This window comes from Citrobacter sp. CK198 (assembly GCF_030333295.1).
In the GTDB taxonomy this organism is placed as follows: domain Bacteria; phylum Pseudomonadota; class Gammaproteobacteria; order Enterobacterales; family Enterobacteriaceae; genus Citrobacter_B; species Citrobacter_B koseri.
Genome location: NZ_JAOWGE010000036.1, coordinates 144,658 through 164,563 on the forward strand (window position 1 = coordinate 144,658; position 19,906 = coordinate 164,563).

General features: G+C 54.5%; 18 protein-coding genes and 1 tRNA gene. 8 read left to right on the forward strand and 11 right to left on the reverse strand.

What is annotated here, in order from left to right:
* Positions 1 to 145: 145 nt before the first annotated feature.
* A tRNA-Met gene (locus OGY62_RS21670) sits at positions 146 to 222 on the reverse strand.
* A gap of 208 nt (positions 223 to 430) precedes the next feature.
* Between OGY62_RS21670 and mltA the strand changes: the two genes are divergently transcribed.
* On the forward strand, positions 431 to 1,528 hold the full coding sequence (gene mltA / locus OGY62_RS21675) for a murein transglycosylase A (RefSeq protein WP_012134931.1): 1,098 nt from the start codon (positions 431 to 433) through the stop codon (positions 1,526 to 1,528).
* Between the two features lie 139 nt (positions 1,529 to 1,667).
* On the forward strand, positions 1,668 to 2,474 hold the full coding sequence (gene tcdA / locus OGY62_RS21680; protein ID WP_012134929.1) for a tRNA cyclic N6-threonylcarbamoyladenosine(37) synthase TcdA: 807 nt from the start codon (positions 1,668 to 1,670) through the stop codon (positions 2,472 to 2,474).
* A gap of 77 nt (positions 2,475 to 2,551) precedes the next feature.
* Here tcdA and csdE read toward each other — a convergent pair whose 3' ends face one another.
* Both csdE and csdA read right to left on the reverse strand, forming a co-directional pair.
* Positions 2,552 to 2,998 carry a cysteine desulfurase sulfur acceptor subunit CsdE gene (gene csdE, locus OGY62_RS21685; RefSeq protein WP_115614460.1) on the reverse strand — a complete coding sequence of 149 codons (447 nt, stop codon included), beginning with the start codon at positions 2,996 to 2,998 and terminating at the stop codon, positions 2,552 to 2,554.
* The gene (gene csdA / locus OGY62_RS21690; protein WP_058668035.1) at positions 2,998 to 4,203 is read right to left on the reverse strand and encodes a cysteine desulfurase CsdA; all 1,206 of its coding nucleotides are present in this window, start codon (positions 4,201 to 4,203) and stop codon (positions 2,998 to 3,000) included. Before csdA ends, csdE begins: the two co-directional genes overlap by 1 nt.
* A gap of 198 nt (positions 4,204 to 4,401) precedes the next feature.
* Between csdA and OGY62_RS21695 the strand changes: the two genes are divergently transcribed.
* The 4 genes from OGY62_RS21695 (at position 4,402) to rlmM (ending at position 7,403) form a co-directional block, all read left to right on the forward strand.
* Positions 4,402 to 4,629 (forward strand): YgdI/YgdR family lipoprotein, encoded by a 228-nt coding sequence (locus tag OGY62_RS21695; protein ID WP_024130904.1) that lies wholly within the window; start codon positions 4,402 to 4,404, stop codon positions 4,627 to 4,629.
* Between the two features lie 349 nt (positions 4,630 to 4,978).
* The gene (gene gcvA / locus OGY62_RS21700) at positions 4,979 to 5,896 is read left to right on the forward strand and encodes a glycine cleavage system transcriptional regulator GcvA (RefSeq protein WP_012134925.1); all 918 of its coding nucleotides are present in this window, start codon (positions 4,979 to 4,981) and stop codon (positions 5,894 to 5,896) included.
* A gap of 18 nt (positions 5,897 to 5,914) precedes the next feature.
* Positions 5,915 to 6,310, forward strand: coding sequence for a DUF423 domain-containing protein (locus tag OGY62_RS21705; RefSeq protein ID WP_012134924.1), 396 nt, complete (start codon positions 5,915 to 5,917; stop codon positions 6,308 to 6,310).
* Complete coding sequence (rlmM, locus tag OGY62_RS21710; protein WP_104868247.1) at positions 6,303 to 7,403, forward strand: 23S rRNA (cytidine(2498)-2'-O)-methyltransferase RlmM; 1,101 nt, start codon at positions 6,303 to 6,305, stop codon at positions 7,401 to 7,403. The genes OGY62_RS21705 and rlmM overlap by 8 nt, the downstream gene beginning before the upstream one ends.
* An 82-nt stretch (positions 7,404 to 7,485) precedes the next feature.
* Here rlmM and fucR read toward each other — a convergent pair whose 3' ends face one another.
* The 5 genes from fucR to fucP form a co-directional block, all read right to left on the reverse strand.
* Positions 7,486 to 8,208 carry an L-fucose operon activator gene (gene fucR / locus OGY62_RS21715; protein ID WP_012134922.1) on the reverse strand — a complete coding sequence of 241 codons (723 nt, stop codon included), beginning with the start codon at positions 8,206 to 8,208 and terminating at the stop codon, positions 7,486 to 7,488.
* Between the two features lie 58 nt (positions 8,209 to 8,266).
* Complete coding sequence (gene fucU / locus OGY62_RS21720; RefSeq protein WP_012134919.1) at positions 8,267 to 8,689, reverse strand: L-fucose mutarotase; 423 nt, start codon at positions 8,687 to 8,689, stop codon at positions 8,267 to 8,269.
* Position 8,690: 1 nt separating this feature from the next.
* Positions 8,691 to 10,109: an L-fuculokinase gene (gene fucK, locus OGY62_RS21725; protein ID WP_286460537.1), complete on the reverse strand. Its 1,419-nt coding sequence runs from the start codon at positions 10,107 to 10,109 to the stop codon at positions 8,691 to 8,693.
* Between the two features lie 103 nt (positions 10,110 to 10,212).
* Positions 10,213 to 11,988 (reverse strand): L-fucose isomerase, encoded by a 1,776-nt coding sequence (gene fucI / locus OGY62_RS21730; RefSeq protein WP_112001597.1) that lies wholly within the window; start codon positions 11,986 to 11,988, stop codon positions 10,213 to 10,215.
* Between the two features lie 31 nt (positions 11,989 to 12,019).
* Positions 12,020 to 13,330 (reverse strand): L-fucose:H+ symporter permease, encoded by a 1,311-nt coding sequence (fucP, locus tag OGY62_RS21735; protein WP_012134914.1) that lies wholly within the window; start codon positions 13,328 to 13,330, stop codon positions 12,020 to 12,022.
* A 555-nt stretch (positions 13,331 to 13,885) separates the two neighbouring features.
* Here fucP and fucA point away from each other — a divergent pair.
* Together fucA and fucO are read left to right on the forward strand one after the other, a co-directional pair.
* Entirely contained in the window at positions 13,886 to 14,533 is a 648-nt protein-coding gene (fucA, locus tag OGY62_RS21740) for an L-fuculose-phosphate aldolase (RefSeq protein WP_012134912.1), read from the forward strand.
* A 25-nt stretch (positions 14,534 to 14,558) separates the two neighbouring features.
* On the forward strand, positions 14,559 to 15,707 hold the full coding sequence (gene fucO, locus OGY62_RS21745; RefSeq protein ID WP_047461569.1) for a lactaldehyde reductase: 1,149 nt from the start codon (positions 14,559 to 14,561) through the stop codon (positions 15,705 to 15,707).
* Positions 15,708 to 15,787: 80 nt separating this feature from the next.
* Here fucO and xni read toward each other — a convergent pair whose 3' ends face one another.
* From xni to sdaC, 3 genes are all read right to left on the reverse strand, one after another.
* The gene (gene xni, locus OGY62_RS21750) at positions 15,788 to 16,543 is read right to left on the reverse strand and encodes a flap endonuclease Xni (RefSeq protein WP_058668031.1); all 756 of its coding nucleotides are present in this window, start codon (positions 16,541 to 16,543) and stop codon (positions 15,788 to 15,790) included.
* Between the two features lie 170 nt (positions 16,544 to 16,713).
* Entirely contained in the window at positions 16,714 to 18,081 is a 1,368-nt protein-coding gene (gene sdaB / locus OGY62_RS21755) for an L-serine ammonia-lyase II (protein WP_012134908.1), read from the reverse strand.
* Between the two features lie 60 nt (positions 18,082 to 18,141).
* Positions 18,142 to 19,431: an HAAAP family serine/threonine permease SdaC gene (gene sdaC, locus OGY62_RS21760; protein WP_049009488.1), complete on the reverse strand. Its 1,290-nt coding sequence runs from the start codon at positions 19,429 to 19,431 to the stop codon at positions 18,142 to 18,144.
* Positions 19,432 to 19,906: the final 475 nt, after the last annotated feature.

The following is a 19,906-nucleotide window of genomic DNA, read 5'->3' on the forward strand; positions in this document are numbered from 1 at the left end:
TTTCTGCTTCGTATTTCAAACCACATCTGCGTTGGCTTTCCTCGTTCACCTCAGTCACTTACTGAAGTAAGCTCCTAAGGATTCACTGCGTCGCCGCCTTGTTGTGATTCGAACTACTTTGCAAAATATTACATCAGATTTTAATTGGTTGCGGGGGCCAGATTTGAACTGACGACCTTCGGGTTATGAGCCCGACGAGCTACCAGGCTGCTCCACCCCGCGTCCGTGGATGCGCACTATACTCTGCTAACATTTTCATGCAACCCTTTTTTCACCCGGATCACGAAATTGGGGTGATTGTGTGCAAAAACAACGCGCTTTGGTACGTTTTTTGTGCGTAATTTGCGTCAGGGGAGCGCTTCGCATTTCATTAGGTTCGGGGGTTTGTTATCTTCATAGCGCAAGATTTACAGCTAAAAGACGAGAACTCATGAAAGGACGTTGGGCAAATTACCTTCTTATGGGGGCGGTGGTTGCAATGCTTGCCGCCTGTTCCTCTAAACCGACCGATCGCGGCCAGCAGTATAAAGACGGGAAGTTTACCCAGCCTTTCTCACTGGTGAACCAACCTGACGCCATTGGGGCGCCTATCAACGCAGGCGATTTCGCCGAGCAGGTCAACCAAATCCGCAGCGCGTCGCCGCGTCTGTATGGCAACCAGAGTAACGTCTATAACGCCGTGCAGGAGTGGTTACGTTCCGGTGGCGATACGCGAATGATGCGCCAGTTTGGTATTGATGCCTGGCAGATGGAAGGGGCGGATAACTACGGCAACGTCCAGTTCACCGGTTACTACACGCCGGTTATCCAGGCGCGCCATACCCGTCAGGGCGAGTTCCAGTACCCTATTTATCGCATGCCGCCAAAACGCGGCCGCTTACCGTCTCGTGCCGAGATCTATTCCGGCGCGCTGAGCGACAGCTACATTCTGGCGTACAGCAACTCGCTGATGGATAACTTCATCATGGACGTTCAGGGCAGCGGCTATATTGATTTTGGCGACGGCAGCCCGCTGAATTTCTTCAGCTATGCCGGGAAAAACGGCCATGCTTACCGCAGTATCGGCAAAGTGCTGATCGATCGCGGTGAAGTGAAGAAAGAAGATATGTCGATGCAGGCCATTCGCCACTGGGGAGAAACCCACAGTGAAGCGGAAGTGCGCGAGCTGCTGGAACAAAACCCGTCATTCGTCTTCTTTAAGCCGCAATCTTTTGCCCCGGTGAAAGGCGCCAGCGCCGTGCCGCTTATCGGCCGTGCGTCTGTGGCTTCCGATCGCAGTATTATCCCGGCAGGAACAACCCTGCTGGCGGAAGTCCCGCTGCTGGATAACAACGGCAAGTTTAACGGCCAGTACGAATTGCGCCTGATGGTGGCGCTGGACGTGGGCGGCGCGATTAAAGGCCAGCACTTTGATATTTATCAGGGGATTGGCCCGGACGCCGGGCACCGCGCAGGCTGGTATAATCACTATGGGCGCGTCTGGGTGCTGAAAAACGCCCCGGGAACCGGTAACGTATTTAGCGGCTGATTGCCTGATGGCGGCTTCGCTGAAGATTTAAATCGTAGGCCTGATAAGCGTAGCGCCATCAGGCAAATCATGCCGGATGGCGTCGCAAGCGACGTATCCGGCCTACGATCGTATTACCCCTTTTTAATTCTGAGGTCGTATGTCTGTTGTAATTAGTGATGCCTGGCGCCAGCGTTTTGGCGGCACCGCCCGTCTGTATGGTGAAAAAGCGTTGCAGCTGTTTGCCGGTGCGCATATTTGCGTGGTCGGGATCGGCGGCGTCGGCTCCTGGGCGGCAGAGGCGCTGGCGCGTACCGGCATTGGCGCGATCACGCTCATCGATATGGATGACGTATGCGTCACCAACACCAACCGGCAAATTCATGCGCTGCGCGATAACGTCGGTCTGGCGAAAGCCGAGGTGATGGCCGAGCGTATTCGTCAGATCAACCCGGAGTGCCGGGTGACGGTGGTGGATGACTTTGTCACGCCGGATAACGTCGCGGAGTATATGAGCGCAGGGTTTTCGTATGTCATTGATGCCATCGACAGCGTGCGGCCAAAAGCCGCGCTGATTGCCTGGTGCCGCCGAAATAAGGTTCCGTTAGTCACCACCGGTGGGGCGGGTGGGCAGATAGACCCGACCCAGATTCAGGTAACGGATCTGGCGAAAACCATCCAGGACCCGCTGGCGGCGAAACTGCGCGAACGGCTGAAAAGCGACTTTGGCGTGGTGAAAAACAGCAAGGGCAAACTGGGCGTGGACTGCGTGTTCTCAACGGAAGCGCTGGTTTATCCGCAGGCTGATGGTTCCGTATGTGCGATGAAAGCGACGGCGGAAGGGCCGAAACGAATGGATTGCGCCTCTGGATTCGGCGCAGCCACGATGGTAACTGCGACCTTTGGCTTTGTTGCTGTGTCTCATGCGCTGAAGAAGATGATGGCGAAGGCGGCGCGTCAGGCTTGATTGTGTCGGATGGCGCTATGCTTATCCGACCTACGGTTCGTGCGGTGTTGTAGGCCGGATAAGACGCATCAGCGTCGTCATCCGGCTTGCTGGGCAGCCTCAATAATCGCGTTATTCAGCGCATGCAGCCCCTGGCTGCGCGATGCGCTAAGTTGTATTGTTAAGCCTAACTCATCAAACAACCCCAGCGGCGAGTGCGCCAGCAGTTCCGCCGGGGTCTTTCCCTCTACCGCCGTGAGTAAAACCGCCAGCAAACCGCGTACAATACGCCCTTCGCTGTCACCGAAAAAGTGCAGCGTTCCCTTCTCTGACAGGGTATGCCCCAGCCAGACGCGGTTCTCACATCCTGCGATCTCTTTTGCCTGCGTTTTTAGCTCATCCGGCAATGCCGGGAGTTGCTTACCCAACAGAATAAGCTGGCGATACTTGTCCTCCCACTGCGAGAGCGGGATAAAGAGAGCGCGTAACGTCTCTTCCGTTACGGTCGTGCCAAACGGGTGTCCGGCAAAAAGAGGGCTTGTCATTAATCCACCAGTATTTCCAGCGCGCGGTCAACGGCGCTGACCAACGCATCCACATCATGCTTTGTATTATACGGCGCAAAAGAGGCGCGCAGGGTGCCCGTTACGCCAAGCGCCGCCAGTAGCGGCTGCGCGCAGTGCTGCCCGGCGCGCAGGGCGATACCGTATTCGGCCAGTAACGTCACCATATCGCTGTGATGAACGCCGGCAAAATCGAAGGCCAGCAGGCTGGAGTCCTGGCAACGGAAAGAACGGAAACCCGGGCGCTTCGCCAGCGCGTCTTCCGCCAGCGTCGCCAGACCGCGACTCCAGCTTTCGGCCTGCGCCATATCCACTTCCGCCAGCCACTCCAGCGCGGCGCTAAGGCCAATAACCCCAGCCACGTTTGGCGTGCCGGCTTCCAGACGCCAGGGAACGGCCTGGGTTGTGAATCCTTCAAAATTGACTTCAGCGATCATCTTACCGCCGCCGAGCCACGGGGACATCTCTTCCAGTAAGGCCGGTTTACCGTACAGCGCGCCGATGCCCGTCGGGCCGTACAACTTGTGGGCGGAGAAGGCATAAAAATCAATATCCAGCTGCTGTACATCGGCGGGGAAATGCACCGCGCCTTGCGCGCCGTCAACCATCACCACCATCCCTGCCGCGTGCGCCAGCGTGATAGCGCGCGCCAGGTCCGGGCAGCCGCCCGTGACGTTCGACATCTGTCCCAGCGCCAGAATCCGGCTGCGTGGCGTGATGAGTTCAGGCAGACGCTCCACGTCGGGGAGGAAAAGGGCATTCAGGGGCAGTTTGACGATTTTTGCGCCCGTCTGCTGAGCGACCATCAGCCAGGGAACGAGATTCGCGTGATGCTCCGCTTCACTGACGATTATCTCATCGCCGGGTTGCAGGCGCGGGCGGGCATAGCATTGCGCCACCATATTGATGGCTTCCGTGGTGCCGCGTGTCCAGACAATCGATGCATCATCAGGCGCGTTCAGCCACTGCGCCACTTTGCCGCGCGCCGCTTCATAGCGTGCGGTTAGTCGCTGTGCCTCGGCGAACTGGCTGCGATGGACGTTTCCGGCGCTCAGGCTGTAGAACTGATGCGTGGCGTCGATCACGGCCTGAGGCTTAAGCGCCGTCGCGGCGCTGTCGAGATAAACGCCCGCATCGGTAAGGGCAGGAAATTGCGCGCGAAACTGCGCAGGATTGAAAGCGTTCATGGTATTCCTCAATTCAGTATACCGATCGTGGCGCAAAAAGGGCTGTGATACAAGGTTTGTCCTAACCATCGGAATTGTCTGGTTATCCTGGTGAAGTCAGGGAAGCAGGTTATGCTAAATAGTGTTAGGCGAATGTTTTTGCCTGTTACGGAACCCGTTTTATTTAGCATAAACAGCTTTAAGGAGAAGAAGATGAAAATGAAAAAGACTGCCGCAATGATCTCTGCATGTATGCTGACTTTTGCCCTGAGCGCCTGTTCCGGTCCGAATTATGTGATGCACACAAATGATGGCCGTACTATCGTGTCAGACGGTAAGCCAAAAACCGATGATGAAACCGGCATGATTTCTTATAAAGACGCTAACGGCAACAAACAGCAGATCAATCGTACTGACGTTAAAGAGATGGTCGAACTGGATCAGTAACCGGTCGGTCATGGACAAAAAAAAGCACCGCAATTGGCGGTGCTACATTAATCACTATGGACAGACAGGGTAAATGTACAGGAAGTGAAAAAGGGTAGCTTCGCTACCATGGTCTGAATCGCAGACCAATTGCAAACACAACAACACAACATCACAACCGTAAGCCAAAAGCCCATCAGAACACGCATTCCGATAAAACTTTTCGTTCCGGCTCAGGAAGTGTCGCCACTATAGGTATTTGCTGGTAGAACCTCAACGGACAAATTATAATGGCTCAGATTAAAAAAACTAATAGGTTACACAAGGTTACCTAATTGTTAAATTTATTTAACATCAAAGTCTAAAAGCCATGTCAAAACGATTACCACCCTTAAATGCATTACGTGTTTTTGATGCCGCAGCGCGGCATTTAAGCTTCACTCGCGCAGCAGAAGAGCTTTTTGTGACACAGGCCGCAGTAAGTCACCAAATCAAGTCACTTGAGGATTTTTTGGGGCTAAAACTGTTCCGTCGTCGCAATCGTTCGCTTTTGCTAACGGAAGAGGGGCAGAGCTATTTCCTCGACATCAAAGAGATTTTTTCGCAATTAACCGAAGCGACGCGTAAACTTCAGGCGCGGAGTGCAAAAGGCGCGCTTACGGTCAGTTTATTGCCCAGTTTTGCGATCCAGTGGCTGGTTCCTCGACTCTCAAGCTTTAACTCAACTTATCCGGGAATCGATGTCAGAATTCAGGCTGTGGACCGTCAGGAAGATAAGCTGGCTGATGATGTCGACGTCGCTATTTTTTATGGGCGTGGCAACTGGCCGGGCTTGCGCGTTGAAAAATTGTACGCAGAATATTTACTGCCGGTGTGTTCACCGTTATTACTGACGGGCGATAAGCCGTTAAAGACGCCGGAAGATCTGGCAAAACATACATTACTGCATGATGCTTCGCGAAGAGACTGGCAGACCTATACGCGTCAGTTGGGGCTGAATCATATTAATGTGCAGCAGGGACCTATTTTCAGCCATAGCGCAATGGTGCTACAGGCTGCCATCCACGGACAGGGGGTTGCGCTGGCGAACAACGTCATGGCGCAATCAGAAATTGAAGCCGGGCGTCTTGTCTGTCCCTTTAACGACGTTCTGGTCAGTAAAAATGCTTTTTATCTGGTTTGTCATGACAGTCAGGCAGAACTGGGTAAAATAGCCGCCTTTCGTCAGTGGATTCTGACCAAAGCGGCCGCTGAACAAGAAAAATTCCGCTTTCGTTACGAACAATAATTTATTTAGGGTACTACCATGACCAGCCGTTTTATGCTGATTTTTGCCGCGATAAGCGGCTTTATCTATGTTGCTCTGGGTGCCTTTGGGGCGCATGTCCTGAGCAAAACTCTTGGTGTGGTTGAAATGGGCTGGGTCCAGACCGGCCTGCAATATCAGGCGTTTCATACGCTGGCCATTTTTGGCCTGGCGGTTGCGATGCAGCGACGCATTAGCATCTGGTTTTACTGGAGCAGCGTTTTTCTGGCGTTAGGTACGGTGCTGTTTAGCGGCAGCCTGTATTGCCTGGCGCTGTCTCATTTACGCCTGTGGGCGTTTGTTACTCCTGTCGGCGGCGTGAGTTTCCTGGCAGGCTGGGTGCTGATGTTAATTGGCGCCATCCGTTTGAAACGTAAGGGCGTTGGTCATGAATAAGGTTGTATTGTTGTGTCGCCCTGGTTTTGAAAAGGAGTGCGCTGCCGAAATGACGGATAAGGCGGCGCGTCGGGAAATCTTTGGCTTCGCTCGTGTTAAAGACAATGCCGGATACGTCGTCTTTGAGTGCTATCAGCCGGACGATGCTGAAAAAATAGTAAAAGAGTTGCCTTTTTCCTCGCTCATTTTTGCGCGTCAAATGTTCGTCGTCGGCGAGCTGCTGCGCGACCTGCCGCCGGACGATCGCATTACGCCGATTGTCGGGATGCTACAGGGCGTTGTGGAAAAAGGCGGCGAGCTGCGTGTTGAAGTCGCAGACACCAATGAAAGCAAAGAGTTGATGAAGTTTTGCCGTAAATTTACGGTGCCGCTGCGGGCCGCGCTGCGCGACGCGGGGATTCTGACAAACTATGAAACGCCAAAGCGTCCGGTGGTGCATGTTTTCTTCATCGCGCCGGGCTGCTGTTATACCGGGTATTCGTATCCTGACAACAACTCGCCGTTCTATATGGGGATTCCGCGGCTGAAATTCCCGGCCGATGCGCCAAGCCGTTCGACGCTGAAGCTGGAAGAAGCGCTGCATGTTTTTATTCCGGCCGATGAGTGGGATGAACGTCTGGCGAACGGGATGTATGCCGTGGATTTAGGCGCCTGCCCTGGCGGTTGGACCTACCAGTTAGTGAAGCGCAACATGTGGGTTTACTCTGTCGATAACGGCCCAATGGCGCAGAGCCTGATGGATACCGGGCAGGTGACCTGGCTGCGCGAAGATGGATTCAGATACCGTCCGAACCGTAACAACATCTCGTGGATGGTGTGCGACATGGTGGAAAAGCCTGCTAAGGTTGCCGCGCTGATGGCGCAGTGGTTAGTAAACGGCTGGTGTCGCGAGACGATCTTCAATCTCAAGCTGCCGATGAAAAAACGCTATGAAGAGGTGTCGCAGAACCTGGCGTATATTCAGGCGCAGCTTGATGAACACGGCATTAACGCGCAAATTCAGGCGCGACAGCTGTATCACGATCGTGAAGAAGTGACCGTGCATGTCCGTCGGCTGTGGGCCGCCGTGGGCGGGCGTCGCGACGAGCGGTAATACGATGAATTGCCGGATAGCGGCGTAAATGCCTTATCCGGCCTGCGCCTGTTATTTGTTGGCCTGATAAACAGCAACGCCATCAGGCGTGAATCACCCCCTGGCGCTCATCGGAAATGATGTGCGTCACATCATCCAGATGCCCGATGCAGGCCTCTCCCGAGCGGTTGAGCTTACTTTTGTCGATCAACAATAAAGACTGCGATGCGCGCTTAAGCAGCGTGGATTTGAAATCCGCGTTGATCGTATTTGAGTCCCAGAGCGCGCCGCCGCGGTCAATCCCTTCGCAGGAAAAAATAAACAGGTCAATGTCGAGCGGCTTAAGCTGAGAAATAAGCGACGGATTGACGTAGCAGCCATATTTACGCTCAAGCTGGCCGCCGGAACTGATGAGCTGAATATGTTCGCGTTTGCCCAGCTCCTGGCAAATCGGGTGACTGTTGGTAAAGACGTGAATATCAATGTCCGGCAACTGGCGGGCCAGATACCAGCAGGTTGAGCTGGCGTCCAGAGCGATCACCATGCCCGGTTCTATCCATGCCAGCGCCTCCCTGGCGATATCCGCCTTATGCGCATAGTGGCTTTTCAGCCGGATGTGGAACGGGTCGCCGCTGTCCTGGTTTTCCCGGTGAATATACTTGGCGCGCCCGTGATTGCGCAGCACTTTTCCCTGCGCCTGTAGCTCGCTGAGATCGCGGCGAATGGTCTCTTTGCTGACGTTAAGCTGTACTGACAGCGCCTCGGTGGTCAGACTTTTATGGTTGATCAGCAGGTCTACTATCGCTTGTTGGCGTGCCGCTTTCATCTTTTCTCACCCCATCATTCGATGAACGCCCGCATCATGCGGGCGCACCGGCAAGAGATTACGGCGTTACCCCTTTTTTTAAAAGAATATTCCCGTACTTCGCGCACTCTCCTGTGATAACGATCGCAAAGGCTTTTTGCGCCCGCTCATAAAACGCATAGCGGTCGATGCGGACAATCTCCGGGCACGGCGTCTGTAATGAGAGCGCATCGCGATAACGCGCTTCAACCGTCGGGTCGAGCGAATCGCCTTCTACGGCGGCCATCATCACCAGCGGCGGCGCGTAGCTGTCCAGTTCAAACAGCGGGATAATTGCCCGGAGCAGATCGCTGACTTTCAGACCATCTGCGCGAATAACCTGCGGTCCCATGCTGTGCGCGGGAAAGTGGGCATCGGAAAAAATAATCTCATCCCCGTGCCCCATTTCAGCCAGCACTTTCAGTAACTCAGGGGATATTAATGGCGAAATAGTTTTTAGCATCTCACACTCCCTCAATAAATTCGGGTTCAGTTTGCGGCCAGAAATAGCGGTACTGATAGCGCACCTGGGCTCGGGCCTGTTCCGGGCTGGCAAATTCGCCCACGCCATACCAGCCGAACATGGCGGCCCCGGCGACGGTGGTTTCCGCGTCATCCAGCACCTTAATCGGTATATCAAGCAGATTGGCTTTGATTTGATTCCACAGCGCGTTGCGGCTTCCGCCGCCAACCAGCAGAAGCTCAGTTGCCTGGAAGTGACCAATCTTTTCCAGCGTTTGCAGATTACGTTGCAGTTGCGCCGTGAGCCCTTCCAGCGCGGCGCGGTAAAAATGACCACGCGTTGTGTTCAGCGTCACCCCCTGCCAGCCCGCGTTTTGACAGGTGAGGAGATCGCACTGCATCTTCACGCCTTCAGCTCCCGGCGGAATGGCGTGCGCCTCGTCAATCAGCGTCTGCCACGGCGTTTCTGGCGTCCAGAGCAGTTTGCGCACCCATTCGAGCACGCCGGAAGCCAGCCACTGCATGCCTGGGTTATAAAGTCCGGCCTGGCTGTCCAGTTCACAGGTGGAACCGGCGTAATGGCTGAGCAGCGGCGTGTTCACCTGCGCGCTGCGTACCATCAGGATTTCCCACGTACCGGACGAGAGTACCGGTTCATCCTGTTCTGCGCCGGCGCCAAAGAGGGCAAACTGCGTGTCATGCCCGGCGGAGATCACCGGAATACCCGCCTCAAGCCCAAGCAGGTTTGCGGCGTCGTTTTGCAGCGTGCCAATCCGTTCGCCCGCTTCAACTAACCGTGGAAACAGACGGCGGGGTAAACCCGTGGCCTGTAAAATCTCCGGGCTGAAATCCCGCTGGTGGATATCCAGCATCTGGCTGGTGCCCGCCATAGTAATATCGGTGGTGAATTCACCGGTTAAATGGTGGTTGATCAGTGATGAAATAAACAGCCAGGCGTGCGCCTGTTCGAGCAACTGCGGGTGGTTCTCTTTCAGCCACACCAGTTTATACAGCGTATTAAAGGCGAATGCGCCGACGCCGGAGATCGCCTGCAACTGCTGCGGCGGCATAAAGCGGCCGATGTTTTCCATGACGGCAAGGGTGCGGGGGCATTTCCAGCTGATGACCGGATAGCGTAACTGACCCTGTTCATCAACCAGCGCGCCGTCTACGCCGAACGTCGTGACGGTGATGCCGCGAACCCGGCAGGCCGCCAGTTCCGTCTTCAGTTGCTGACAGCAGTCCGAGAAGCGTTGCAGAATGGCCGCCAGCGACCACTGATGCCAGGCGCTATTTTCCGTGGCGATGTCGCTGGCATTCGCTGTTGATGCGCGGGCGACAATGTTTCCCTGACGGTCAACGGCCATTGCCCGTACGTTGGTGGCGCCGCAGTCGAGAACCAGAATGACGTCTTGTTTCATAGTAGCTCCGAAACGTTGCCGGATGGCGCTGCGCTGATCCGGCCTACAAAATGCGAAATTGTAGGCCCGGTAAGCTTACGCCACCGGGCAAAGAAGTGACGCATTAACGTTTGTACAGCGGCCCGTAGTTCTGGCAGGCGCGATAATCCTGGCCTTCAATATCCATACCGTGCGCAGCCCAGGCGGAAGGACGGTAGATTTTCGCATCGTCCACGTTGTGCATGCAGACCGGAATACGCAGCATGGCGGCGAGCGTGATGAAGTCAGCGCCGACGTGGCCGATGGTCAGTACGCCGTGGTTAGCGCCCCAGTTCGCCATCACCGAGTAAACGTCGGTGAACGGGCCTTTACCGGTAAGACGAGGCGCAAACCAGGTGGTCGGCCAGGTCGAGTTGGTGCGGGCGTCGAGCTGATCGTGCATCTCTTTCGGCAGTTCCACGCTCCAGCCTTCAGCGATTTGCAGTACCGGCCCCAGACCCTTGATGATGTTCACGCGGGTCATGGTGAACGGCACGCCGCCTTCGGTCAGGAAGCGAGAGGAGTAGCCGCCGCCACGGAAGTATTCGTGGATCGCCGGGCACCATTCGGTGGCGGCCAGGCAGGCGTCCGCTTCCTGTTGGCTGATTTCCCAGTGCGGCTTCATGGTCGGTTTGCCTTCGCTATCGCGCTGCTTGCAGGAGCCGTCCAGCGCCGCAGAGCCGGAGTTGATCAGGTGAATGATGCCGTGCTCCGCAAGGCCGGTGAGCGGCTGGCCTGTGACGCGCTCTACCGCTTCCGGCGACCAGTAGGTTCGCACGTCGGCAAAGACCTGCGCGGTTCCGGTGAGTTGGTGGCCCAGCAGCATCGCTACGCCGTTGAGGCTGTCGTTTTCGGTAGCGACGACAAACGGTTCGCGCACGCCGTTCCAGTCAAAGGAGCTGTTCAGCAGCGCTTCGGCGGTGTCGCCGTTCGGGTATTGATCGGTCCAGTGGCGCTGGCCCTGGAAGCCTGCCGCAATGGCGTTATATCCCAGCGACTCTTCGACCAGCCCTTTTTCCGCCAGCTTGTTGTTGCCCTGCATCATGTCGCGAATGCACATCGCCATCAGCAGGCTCTCTTTCAGCACCGCGCGGCTTTGTTCTTCATTACGTTTGTACTGCTGCGCGTTCTGATCCTCGCCATAGCGGAAGTTTTTATCCGCCCACGCCAGCGCCATCTCCAGCTCGGCTTCGTCATAGATTTTCTGGTCGATGCGACGGCGCAGCTCGGTCATGTCCACCGCCTGCACTTTCATCCCCAGCCAGGACTCAAAGAAGTTGTGATCGACGATGGAACCGGCAATCCCCATTGAGACACCACCCACAGAGAGGTAGCTTCTGCCTTTCATGCTGGCGACCGCCAGACCAGCGCGCGCAAAGCGCAGCAGTTTTTCTTCAACGTCGGCAGGGATCGAGGTGTCGTCGGCATCCTGTACGTCATGACCATAAATAGAGAATGCCGGAATGCCTTTCTGGCTGTGCGCGGCCAACGCGGCTGCCAGATAAACGGCGCCGGGACGTTCCGTACCGTTGAAGCCCCAGATGGCTTTCGGGCGCATTGGGTCCATATCGATGGTTTCGCTGCCGTAGCACCAGCACGGTGTCACGGTAATGGTTACGCCAACATTCTGGCTGCTGAATTTCTCTTCACAGGCGGCGGATTCCGCCATTCCGGCAATGCAGGTATCCGCAATCACGCACTCAATCTGCGCGCCGCAGGCATGGCGGAGTTTTTCGGTGATAAGCGCAGCGGTGGCTTTCGCCATATTCATGGTCTGTTCTTCCAGCGACTCGCGTACCCCCATGCGACGTCCATCAATAACCGGGCGAATGCCAATTTTCGGTAAGCTGATTTTTTTCATTACAGGTTCCTCACGTTATTCGGAAAAATGTTCAGTTAGTTGCCGCTTGTGAACGGAAACGGGCAAAGATGAAGATGACGGCAAAGCAGAGCGCCGGGACCAGCTCAGCCGTTGGGATGTTGCCCGCCGCATCGCTGACAAAACCCATGACCGGCGTGACGATGCCGCCGCCAATGATGGTCATGACGATGAACGACGAGCCGTATTTGGTGTCCTGTCCCAGATTTTTAATACCCAGCGAGAAGATAGTGGGGTACTGAATCGACATAAATGCGCTGCACAGCGTCAGGGCCAACAGACCGATATGGCCGCCGCTAAAGGCTGAAACCAGACACAGGATCATGGAGAGCAGGGCATAGGCCGCCAGCACTTTATGCGGCGCAAAGCGGCTGATAAGCCAGGTGCCGGAGAAGCGGCCAATAAAGAAGCACACCATCGTGCCGGTCAGGTAGTTGGCGGCAAAGCCAGGCGTCATGCCGGGGATCTCTTCGATAGCGTAACGGATCAGGTAGCTCCAGCAGGCGGTTTGCGCGCCAACGTAGCAGAACTGCGCCAGCACCGCCCAGCGCCAGTGGCGAATACGCACCAGGCGGGCAAGCGAAGCGGTGAATGAACTTTGTTGGGCGTCACTGTGATCGTCGCTCTGTAGCGCCGGGAATTTGGTCAGCATGATCAGCAGGGCAACCAGTAAAACGATAGCCACGATGATCATATAAGGCGTCTGTACCGACAAAACCAGGCTGTGTTTATACGTACTCAATTGCTCAGGCGTCATTTTATCGAGCACGTCCTGAGATTGATGTGGGACGTTAGACAAAATAAGACTTTGCCCGAACACCACGGCGATAATAGCGCCGAAAGAGTTAAATGTTTGCGCCAGATTGAGACGGAAATGGCCACCGCTTTCTGGCCCTAATACCGTAACAAAAGGGTTCGCGGCGGTTTCAAGACAACCAAGTCCTGCGGCAATAATAAAAAGACCAATCAAAAACAAGGTGTAATTCATCACTTCAGCAGCCGGCCAGAATAATGCTGCGCCAAAAGCATATAAGAATAGTCCGGTAATTATCCCCGCTTTATAACTCAGCTTTTTCATCAAAATACCCGCGGGGATGGGAATAACAAAATAGCCGAAATAAAAAGCAGACTGAATCAAACCTGCCTGAAAATTAGTTAACGTAAAGGCTTGCTGAAATTGTGGTAATAAAATGTCATTCAGGTTATTGGCAACCGCCCAAAGGAAAAACAGTGAGCAGAGTAAAGCGAACGGAATGATATAGCGTTTGCTTTGCCCTGTATCCACCGCACGAAAACTCTGCGTCTGTATTGTTGTGTTTCCCATAGCATCCTCATTGGCTCAGAAGCGTGTTCAACATTTTAGAAGTACGACCGGTGTTTCTCACCAGATCGACAAACCAGGCGAGTTCCTGTTATCTGCCAGAGAAAATTGGCTGTTGATGGTGAACTCATGAATTCATTTTCAAATAAAAAACGCTGTTTAATATGATGGTGGTCACATTTAGCACCTGGAGGGTGGCTTTATGTGATTATCATCACTTTAATTTCTGAAAAATGATGCCCGTTTGAGTGAATAAAATTAAAAACCCACAGCGTTGATGACCGATTTAATTTATTACTGCGAAAACGGGCATTTGTTACAAATATTATGAAAATGCCCGTTTGGATAAATAATATTAAGAGCGGTCATTTTGGCGAGAGTGAATCCGGCGAAAACGGTATTTAACTGACGTGATTAATTGATGCGTATCACAAAATAAAGTCATGTAAATTCCTTTATCGCTATTCAATATGATGATGGTTACCAAATGTTCAATTAATTCAGCAGAGCAACGTGCTGTTCTGTTGTCGCGTTTTGAATGACTGAGAGAGGTAACTAATGGAACGAAACACACTGGCCCGCCAGATTATCGACACCTGCCTGGAGATGACCCGGCTGGGGTTGAACCAGGGGACCGCAGGCAATGTGAGCGTGCGTTATCAGGGCGGGATGCTGATCACGCCAACGGGCATTCCGTATGACAAACTCACCGAATCACATATCGTCTTTATTGATGCAGAGGGTCAGCATGAGCAGGGAAAATTGCCTTCCAGCGAGTGGCGTTTTCATATGGCGGCCTACCAGACGCGCCCGGATGCTAATGCTGTCGTCCATAACCATGCCGTTCACTGCACGGCGGTGTCGATCCTCAATCGTCCTATTCCAGCCATTCATTACATGATTGCGGCGGCGGGGGGGAACTCCATTCCGTGTGCGCCTTACGCCACGTTCGGCACGCGTGAACTTTCTGAATACGTTGCCGTTGCGCTCAAAAATCGCAAAGCGACCCTGCTACAGCATCATGGGTTGATCGCCTGCGAAGAGAACCTGGAAAAAGCGCTGTGGCTGGCGCATGAAGTGGAAGTGCTGGCGCAGCTGTACCTCAGTACGCTGGCGATTACCGATCCGGTGCCTGTACTGGATGATGAGGCTATCGCCATTGTGCTGGAAAAATTCAAAACCTACGGATTACGTATCGAAGAGTAATTTCGCACAGCGAAGGAGACGGGCTATGGCGAACAGAATGATCCTGAACGAAACGGCATGGTTTGGCCGGGGGGCGGTGGCGGCGTTAACCGATGAGGTTCAACGCCGGGGCTATCGCAAGGCGCTAATTGTCAGTGACAAAACGCTGGTGCAGTGCGGTGTGGTCAGAAACGTCACGGATAAGATGGATGCCGCAGGGCTGGCATGGGCGATCTACGATGGCGTGATCCCAAATCCAACCATCGGCGTGGTGAAAGAGGGGCTGAACGTATTTCAACAAAGCGGGGCAGACTACCTGATTGCCATCGGCGGCGGCTCCCCGCAGGATACCTGTAAGGCGATCGGTATTATCAGCAATAACCCTGAGTTTGCTGACGTGCGCAGTCTGGAAGGTCTGTCGCCGACCCGTTATCCGAGCGTGCCGGTGATGGCGATCCCGACCACTGCGGGAACCGCAGCGGAAGTGACCATTAACTATGTGATCACCGATGAAGAAAAGCGGCGTAAATTTGTTTGTGTCGATCCGCATGATATCCCGCAGGTTGCGTTTATTGATGCCGACATGATGGACGGCATGCCGCCCGCGCTGAAGGCGGCAACCGGGGTGGATGCGTTAACCCACGCGATCGAAGGATACATCACCCGTGCCGCGTGGGCGTTGACGGATGCGCTGCATATTAAGGCCATTGAGATCATCGCCGGAGCATTGCGTGGTTCGGTTGTGGGCGAGCGTGAAGCGGGCGAAGCGATGGCGCTGGGGCAGTACGTTGCCGGGATGGGCTTTTCCAACGTGGGGCTTGGGCTGGTGCACGGGATGGCGCATCCGCTGGGCGCGTTTTATAACACTCCGCACGGCGTTGCTAATGCGATTCTTCTGCCGCATATCATGCGCTACAACGCGGAATATACCGGTGAGAAGTTCCGTGATATCGCGCGTGCGATGGGCGAGAAGGTCGAAGGGATAAGTTTGAGCGAGGCGCGTAATGCCGCCGTGGAAGCGGTATTTACCCTCAACCGGGACGTCGGTATTCCGTTGCATTTACGCGATGTCGGCGTGCGTAAAGAGGATATTCCGGCGCTGGCGCAGGCGGCATTTGACGATGTTTGCACCGGTGGTAATCCGCGTGAAGCGAGTATTGCCGATATCGTCGAGTTGTATCATACCGCCTGGTAATTTTGCCGGATGGCCTTATCCGGCCTACAGGATTGCACGAAATGTAGGTCGGATAAGCGTAGCGCCATCCGGCAACACAGCTACCGCGTCAGCCGTAGCTGCTGCAAGTTCCCGTCGATATGGAGATCCGTTTGCAGGCGCGCGATATCGCGGCACAAAAATGCCATCTCTTTATGCGCTTCAAGCTTCTTGCGCCACTTTTCCGCCACCTCGTCGAGGTGCGCATAAATCCCTTCCAGAGTCTGAAACTGAACCAACAATTGAGTCGCGCTTTTGGGGCCGATACCCGCCACGCCGGGGACTTTTGAACTGCTGATCCCCGCCAGCCCCCAGTAGTCCGGCAACTGTTGGGGAAGGACGCCGAACTCTTTCTCAATGAATGGCGCATCCAGCCAGCGTTTCTGGAAATAATCGCGGATACGCAGCGTCGGGGAGAGCAACTGACAGTAGCCTTTGTCGGTAGAAACGATAGTGGCCTGATGCCCGGCCTGTGTGACCTTGACCGCCAGCGTGGCGGCTAAATCATCCGCCTCATTGCCGCTGGAAACCCAGCATTGCACGCCGCGCTGTTCGAAGGCGGCGCGTATTGCGGGCATCTCATTGTGCAACTCGTCAGGCATGGGAGGACGACCGGCTTTGTAGTCCGGGAGACGCTGATGACGCCAGCCGCTGTTGCGCGCGTCATCGTCAAATACGGCGACGGCGTGCGTCGGCTGACTGTGTACAATCAACTGCTCAAGCGCATGCAGGCAGGTCTCCGCGCAGGGCGAGCCTTGAACCGCATGAATACGGCGAATTAAATTCAGTGCATCGACGATAAGCAGATGGACGGCCACGGTGTTCTCCCTGACAAATTTGGGGACAGGGTAACATCCAGGGCGACAGGAGGCGAGTGTTGCGAAATAGCGCGATCCGTAGGCCTGATAAGCGAAGCGCCATCAGGCAATAAATGCCGGATGGCGGCGAGCGCCTTATCCGGCCTACAGATCCTGAAACGTGGTAGGACTTAATCGCAGGCGACAATCTTCATCGCCAGGCCGCCGCGGGAGGTTTCACGGTACTTGGCGTTCATGTCTTTACCGGTTTCGTACATGGTCTCAATAACTTTATCAAGGCACACGCGCGGCTCGCTGGTACGACGCAGCGCCATACGCGCGGCGTTGACCGCTTTCACGGAGGCAATCGCGTTACGCTCAATGCACGGTACCTGTACCTGGCCCGCAACCGGGTCGCAGGTCAGACCCAGGTTGTGCTCCATGCCGATTTCCGCAGCGATGCACACTTGCGTCGGACTGCCGCCCAGCAGCTCTGCCAGACCCGCCGCCGCCATAGAGCAGGCCACGCCGACCTCACCCTGACAGCCCACTTCCGCACCGGAAATGGAGGCGTTCATCTTGTACAGAGAGCCGATCGCGCTGGCCACCAGCATGTAGCGAGCCAGTGAGTTGGCGTTAACTTCGCGGATAAACTTGTCGTAGTACGCCAGTACCGCCGGAACGATGCCGCATGCGCCGTTGGTTGGCGCAGTCACGACACGCCCGCCCGCCGCGTTCTCTTCGTTGACCGCCAGCGCGAACATGTTGATCCAGTCGACAACCGCCATCGGGTCGGTCGTGGTTTTATCCTGGCTGACCAGCATACGACGCAGCGCCGCGGCACGACGTGGAACGCGCAGTTTCCCCGGCAGTACGCCTTCCGTCGTGATGCCGCGTTCAATACCGCCACGCATCACTTCCCAGACGTTGGCAAAGTGCTGTTCCAGCTCTTCTTTGCTGTGTAGCGCCAGCTCGTTTTGCATCATCAGGCCGGAAAGCGACAGACCGGTTTCCTGGCAGTGTTTTTGCAGATCGGCTGCGGATTTGTACGGATACGGCACGTTGACCGGCGCACTGTTCGACAAACCGAAATGTTCTTCATCAACGATGAAACCACCGCCAATGGAGTAGTAAGTTTGGCTGTAGAGGACCTTATCGCCCGCCAGCGCGCTAATACGCATCCCGTTCTCATGCAGAGACAGGTTGTCGGCATGGAAATTCATGCACTTATCGACCGGAAACTCCACTTCATGCTGACCATTCGCCAGCAGTAAACGTCCGTGGGTATTCACGTCCTGAATAAAGAACGGAATGGCGTCGATGTCGACGGTATCTGGCAGATTTCCCGCCAGACCCATAATAATGGCAATGTCAGTGTGGTGACCTTTACCGGTCAGCGACAGTGAACCATAGACATCCACCACGACGCGGGTGACATCGGTCAGGATATTGCGGGCAATCAGATCATCCGTGAATTGTTTGCCTGCTTTCATTGGCCCGACGGTGTGAGAGCTGGAAGGGCCAATGCCGATTTTGAAAATATCGAATACGCTAATCATAGGGCATCCATTGCTTAAATCTCAGGGAGGAAGCGCCGCCCGAAAGCGGCGCTATAAAACTTAGCTGAACAGGGAGTAGAAAATAGCGGAGATAGCGATCAGACCCATAACAACAACGAATACGTTGCTGATGTGGCCGCTGTACTTACGCATTGCCGGGACTTTCTGGATGGCATACATCGGCATCAGGAACAGAATCATCGCGATGATTGGGCCGCCCAGGGTTTCAATCATTCCCAGGATGCTTGGGTTCAGCGTGGCGACAATCCAGGTCGTAACCAGCATGAACAGCGCAGTGATTTTGTTCAGTTTGTTGATTTCGATGGATTTGCCTTTGCCGCGCAGAGACTTGATAACCATTCCGTTGAAACCTTCACGAGCGCCCAGGTAGTGGCCGAGGAAGGATTTCGTGATGGCGATAATCGCGATGATCGGTGCCATCCAGGCGATAACTGGCGCGTTAAAGTGGTTCGCCAGGTAAGACAGAATAGAGATGTTCTGCTCTTTCGCTGCCGCCAGGTCTGCTGGCGTCAGGCTCAGTACGCAACTGAAGACGAAGAACATAACGGTCAGCACCATCATGATGTGAGCGAATGCCAGGATCTTAGAGCATTTCTTCTCAGCCGCATCGCCGTACTCTTCACGCTTCGCGACCGCGAAGGAGGAGATGATTGGAGAGTGGTTGAAAGAGAACACCATTACCGGAATTGCCAGCCACAGCGTCATCCACAGACCATTGCCGGTAGAGGCAGCGGAATCAAAGGAGAGCGTTTCCAGCGCTGCGCCGCTCCACTGAGGGATCAGGTACAGGGCCAGCAGCATCAGGGCCGCAACAAACGGGAATACCAGAATACTCATCGCTTTAACGATCATCTGCTCACCGAAGCGCACGATGGTCATCATGCCGACAATCAGGATCAGAGACAGAATCGCGCGCGGCGGCGGGGTGATGGCCAACTGGTGGGTCATGAAGCTTTCCACGGTGTTGGTAATCGCCACACTGTAAACCAGCAGAATCGGGTAAATCGCGAAGAAGTAGAGCAGGGTGATCAGTTTACCCGCGCCAATACCGAAGTGCTCTTCAACCACTTCAGTGATGTCTTCGCCAGGGTTTTTACCGGACAGCACGAAGCGAGTCAGGCCACGGTGTGCGAAGAAGGTCATCGGGAAAGCGATAATCGCCATGATGATCAGCGGGATCATACCGCCGACGCCTGCGTTAATTGGCAGGAACAGTACGCCCGCGCCGATTGCCGTGCCGTAAAGGCCCAGCATCCACATGGTGTCCGTCTTGCGCCATCCGCTTCGAGAATCAATCGAAGCAATAGTGCTGGTTTGAGTGGTTTCCATCTGTTTCTCCTGGAGGAAGCTAAAAGTCAGGTTTGTGGTCTAATCCAATGAAAAAAGACCTGACCGTAAAATGAAATTCGTTTAATGACGATTTTTATATAATTTTTCGCCGTAATAATTTGCGGGCGGAAAGATACATTTAACTTATGAATGTATCAGTGATCGCGATCCCAAATGCAATAATCCACCTGTTATGTGGATAAATTTGGACCATTAATCTGTTAAAAAAACGTCAAAGCGAATTTACGGGCGCGAAGGCTACCATTAACGACATATGCCCTAAAAGATTGGGGCGCAATATACGGAGGTTTGGCTATAAAAAACAATGTTTTTGGAGGATTGTCGCGACTAATAAGAATTACGGCTGATAAATTACTATTGGCATTGTAAGGTAAACGTTTGCGCGTTAATGCTTTTATTTTGAAATATAAGCGGCATTTATAAACTTAGCTTCACTATGTGACTGGTATCAATG

Excerpts from the sequence above, each read along its gene's own strand:
- mltA (WP_012134931.1), top strand. The coding sequence starts at position 431 with ATGAAAGGACGTTGGGCAAATTACCTTCTTATGGGGGCGGTGGTTGCA.
- tcdA (WP_012134929.1), top strand. The coding sequence starts at position 1,668 with ATGTCTGTTGTAATTAGTGATGCCTGGCGCCAGCGTTTTGGCGGCACC.
- csdE (WP_115614460.1), bottom strand. The coding sequence starts at position 2,998 with ATGACAAGCCCTCTTTTTGCCGGACACCCGTTTGGCACGACCGTAACG.
- csdA (WP_058668035.1), bottom strand. The coding sequence starts at position 4,203 with ATGAACGCTTTCAATCCTGCGCAGTTTCGCGCGCAATTTCCTGCCCTT.
- OGY62_RS21695 (WP_024130904.1), top strand. The coding sequence starts at position 4,402 with ATGAAAAAGACTGCCGCAATGATCTCTGCATGTATGCTGACTTTTGCC.
- gcvA (WP_012134925.1), top strand. The coding sequence starts at position 4,979 with ATGTCAAAACGATTACCACCCTTAAATGCATTACGTGTTTTTGATGCC.
- OGY62_RS21705 (WP_012134924.1), top strand. The coding sequence starts at position 5,915 with ATGACCAGCCGTTTTATGCTGATTTTTGCCGCGATAAGCGGCTTTATC.
- rlmM (WP_104868247.1), top strand. The coding sequence starts at position 6,303 with ATGAATAAGGTTGTATTGTTGTGTCGCCCTGGTTTTGAAAAGGAGTGC.
- fucR (WP_012134922.1), bottom strand. The coding sequence starts at position 8,208 with ATGAAAGCGGCACGCCAACAAGCGATAGTAGACCTGCTGATCAACCAT.
- fucU (WP_012134919.1), bottom strand. The coding sequence starts at position 8,689 with ATGCTAAAAACTATTTCGCCATTAATATCCCCTGAGTTACTGAAAGTG.
- fucK (WP_286460537.1), bottom strand. The coding sequence starts at position 10,109 with ATGAAACAAGACGTCATTCTGGTTCTCGACTGCGGCGCCACCAACGTA.
- fucI (WP_112001597.1), bottom strand. The coding sequence starts at position 11,988 with ATGAAAAAAATCAGCTTACCGAAAATTGGCATTCGCCCGGTTATTGAT.
- fucP (WP_012134914.1), bottom strand. The coding sequence starts at position 13,330 with ATGGGAAACACAACAATACAGACGCAGAGTTTTCGTGCGGTGGATACA.
- fucA (WP_012134912.1), top strand. The coding sequence starts at position 13,886 with ATGGAACGAAACACACTGGCCCGCCAGATTATCGACACCTGCCTGGAG.
- fucO (WP_047461569.1), top strand. The coding sequence starts at position 14,559 with ATGGCGAACAGAATGATCCTGAACGAAACGGCATGGTTTGGCCGGGGG.
- sdaB (WP_012134908.1), bottom strand. The coding sequence starts at position 18,081 with ATGATTAGCGTATTCGATATTTTCAAAATCGGCATTGGCCCTTCCAGC.
- sdaC (WP_049009488.1), bottom strand. The coding sequence starts at position 19,431 with ATGGAAACCACTCAAACCAGCACTATTGCTTCGATTGATTCTCGAAGC.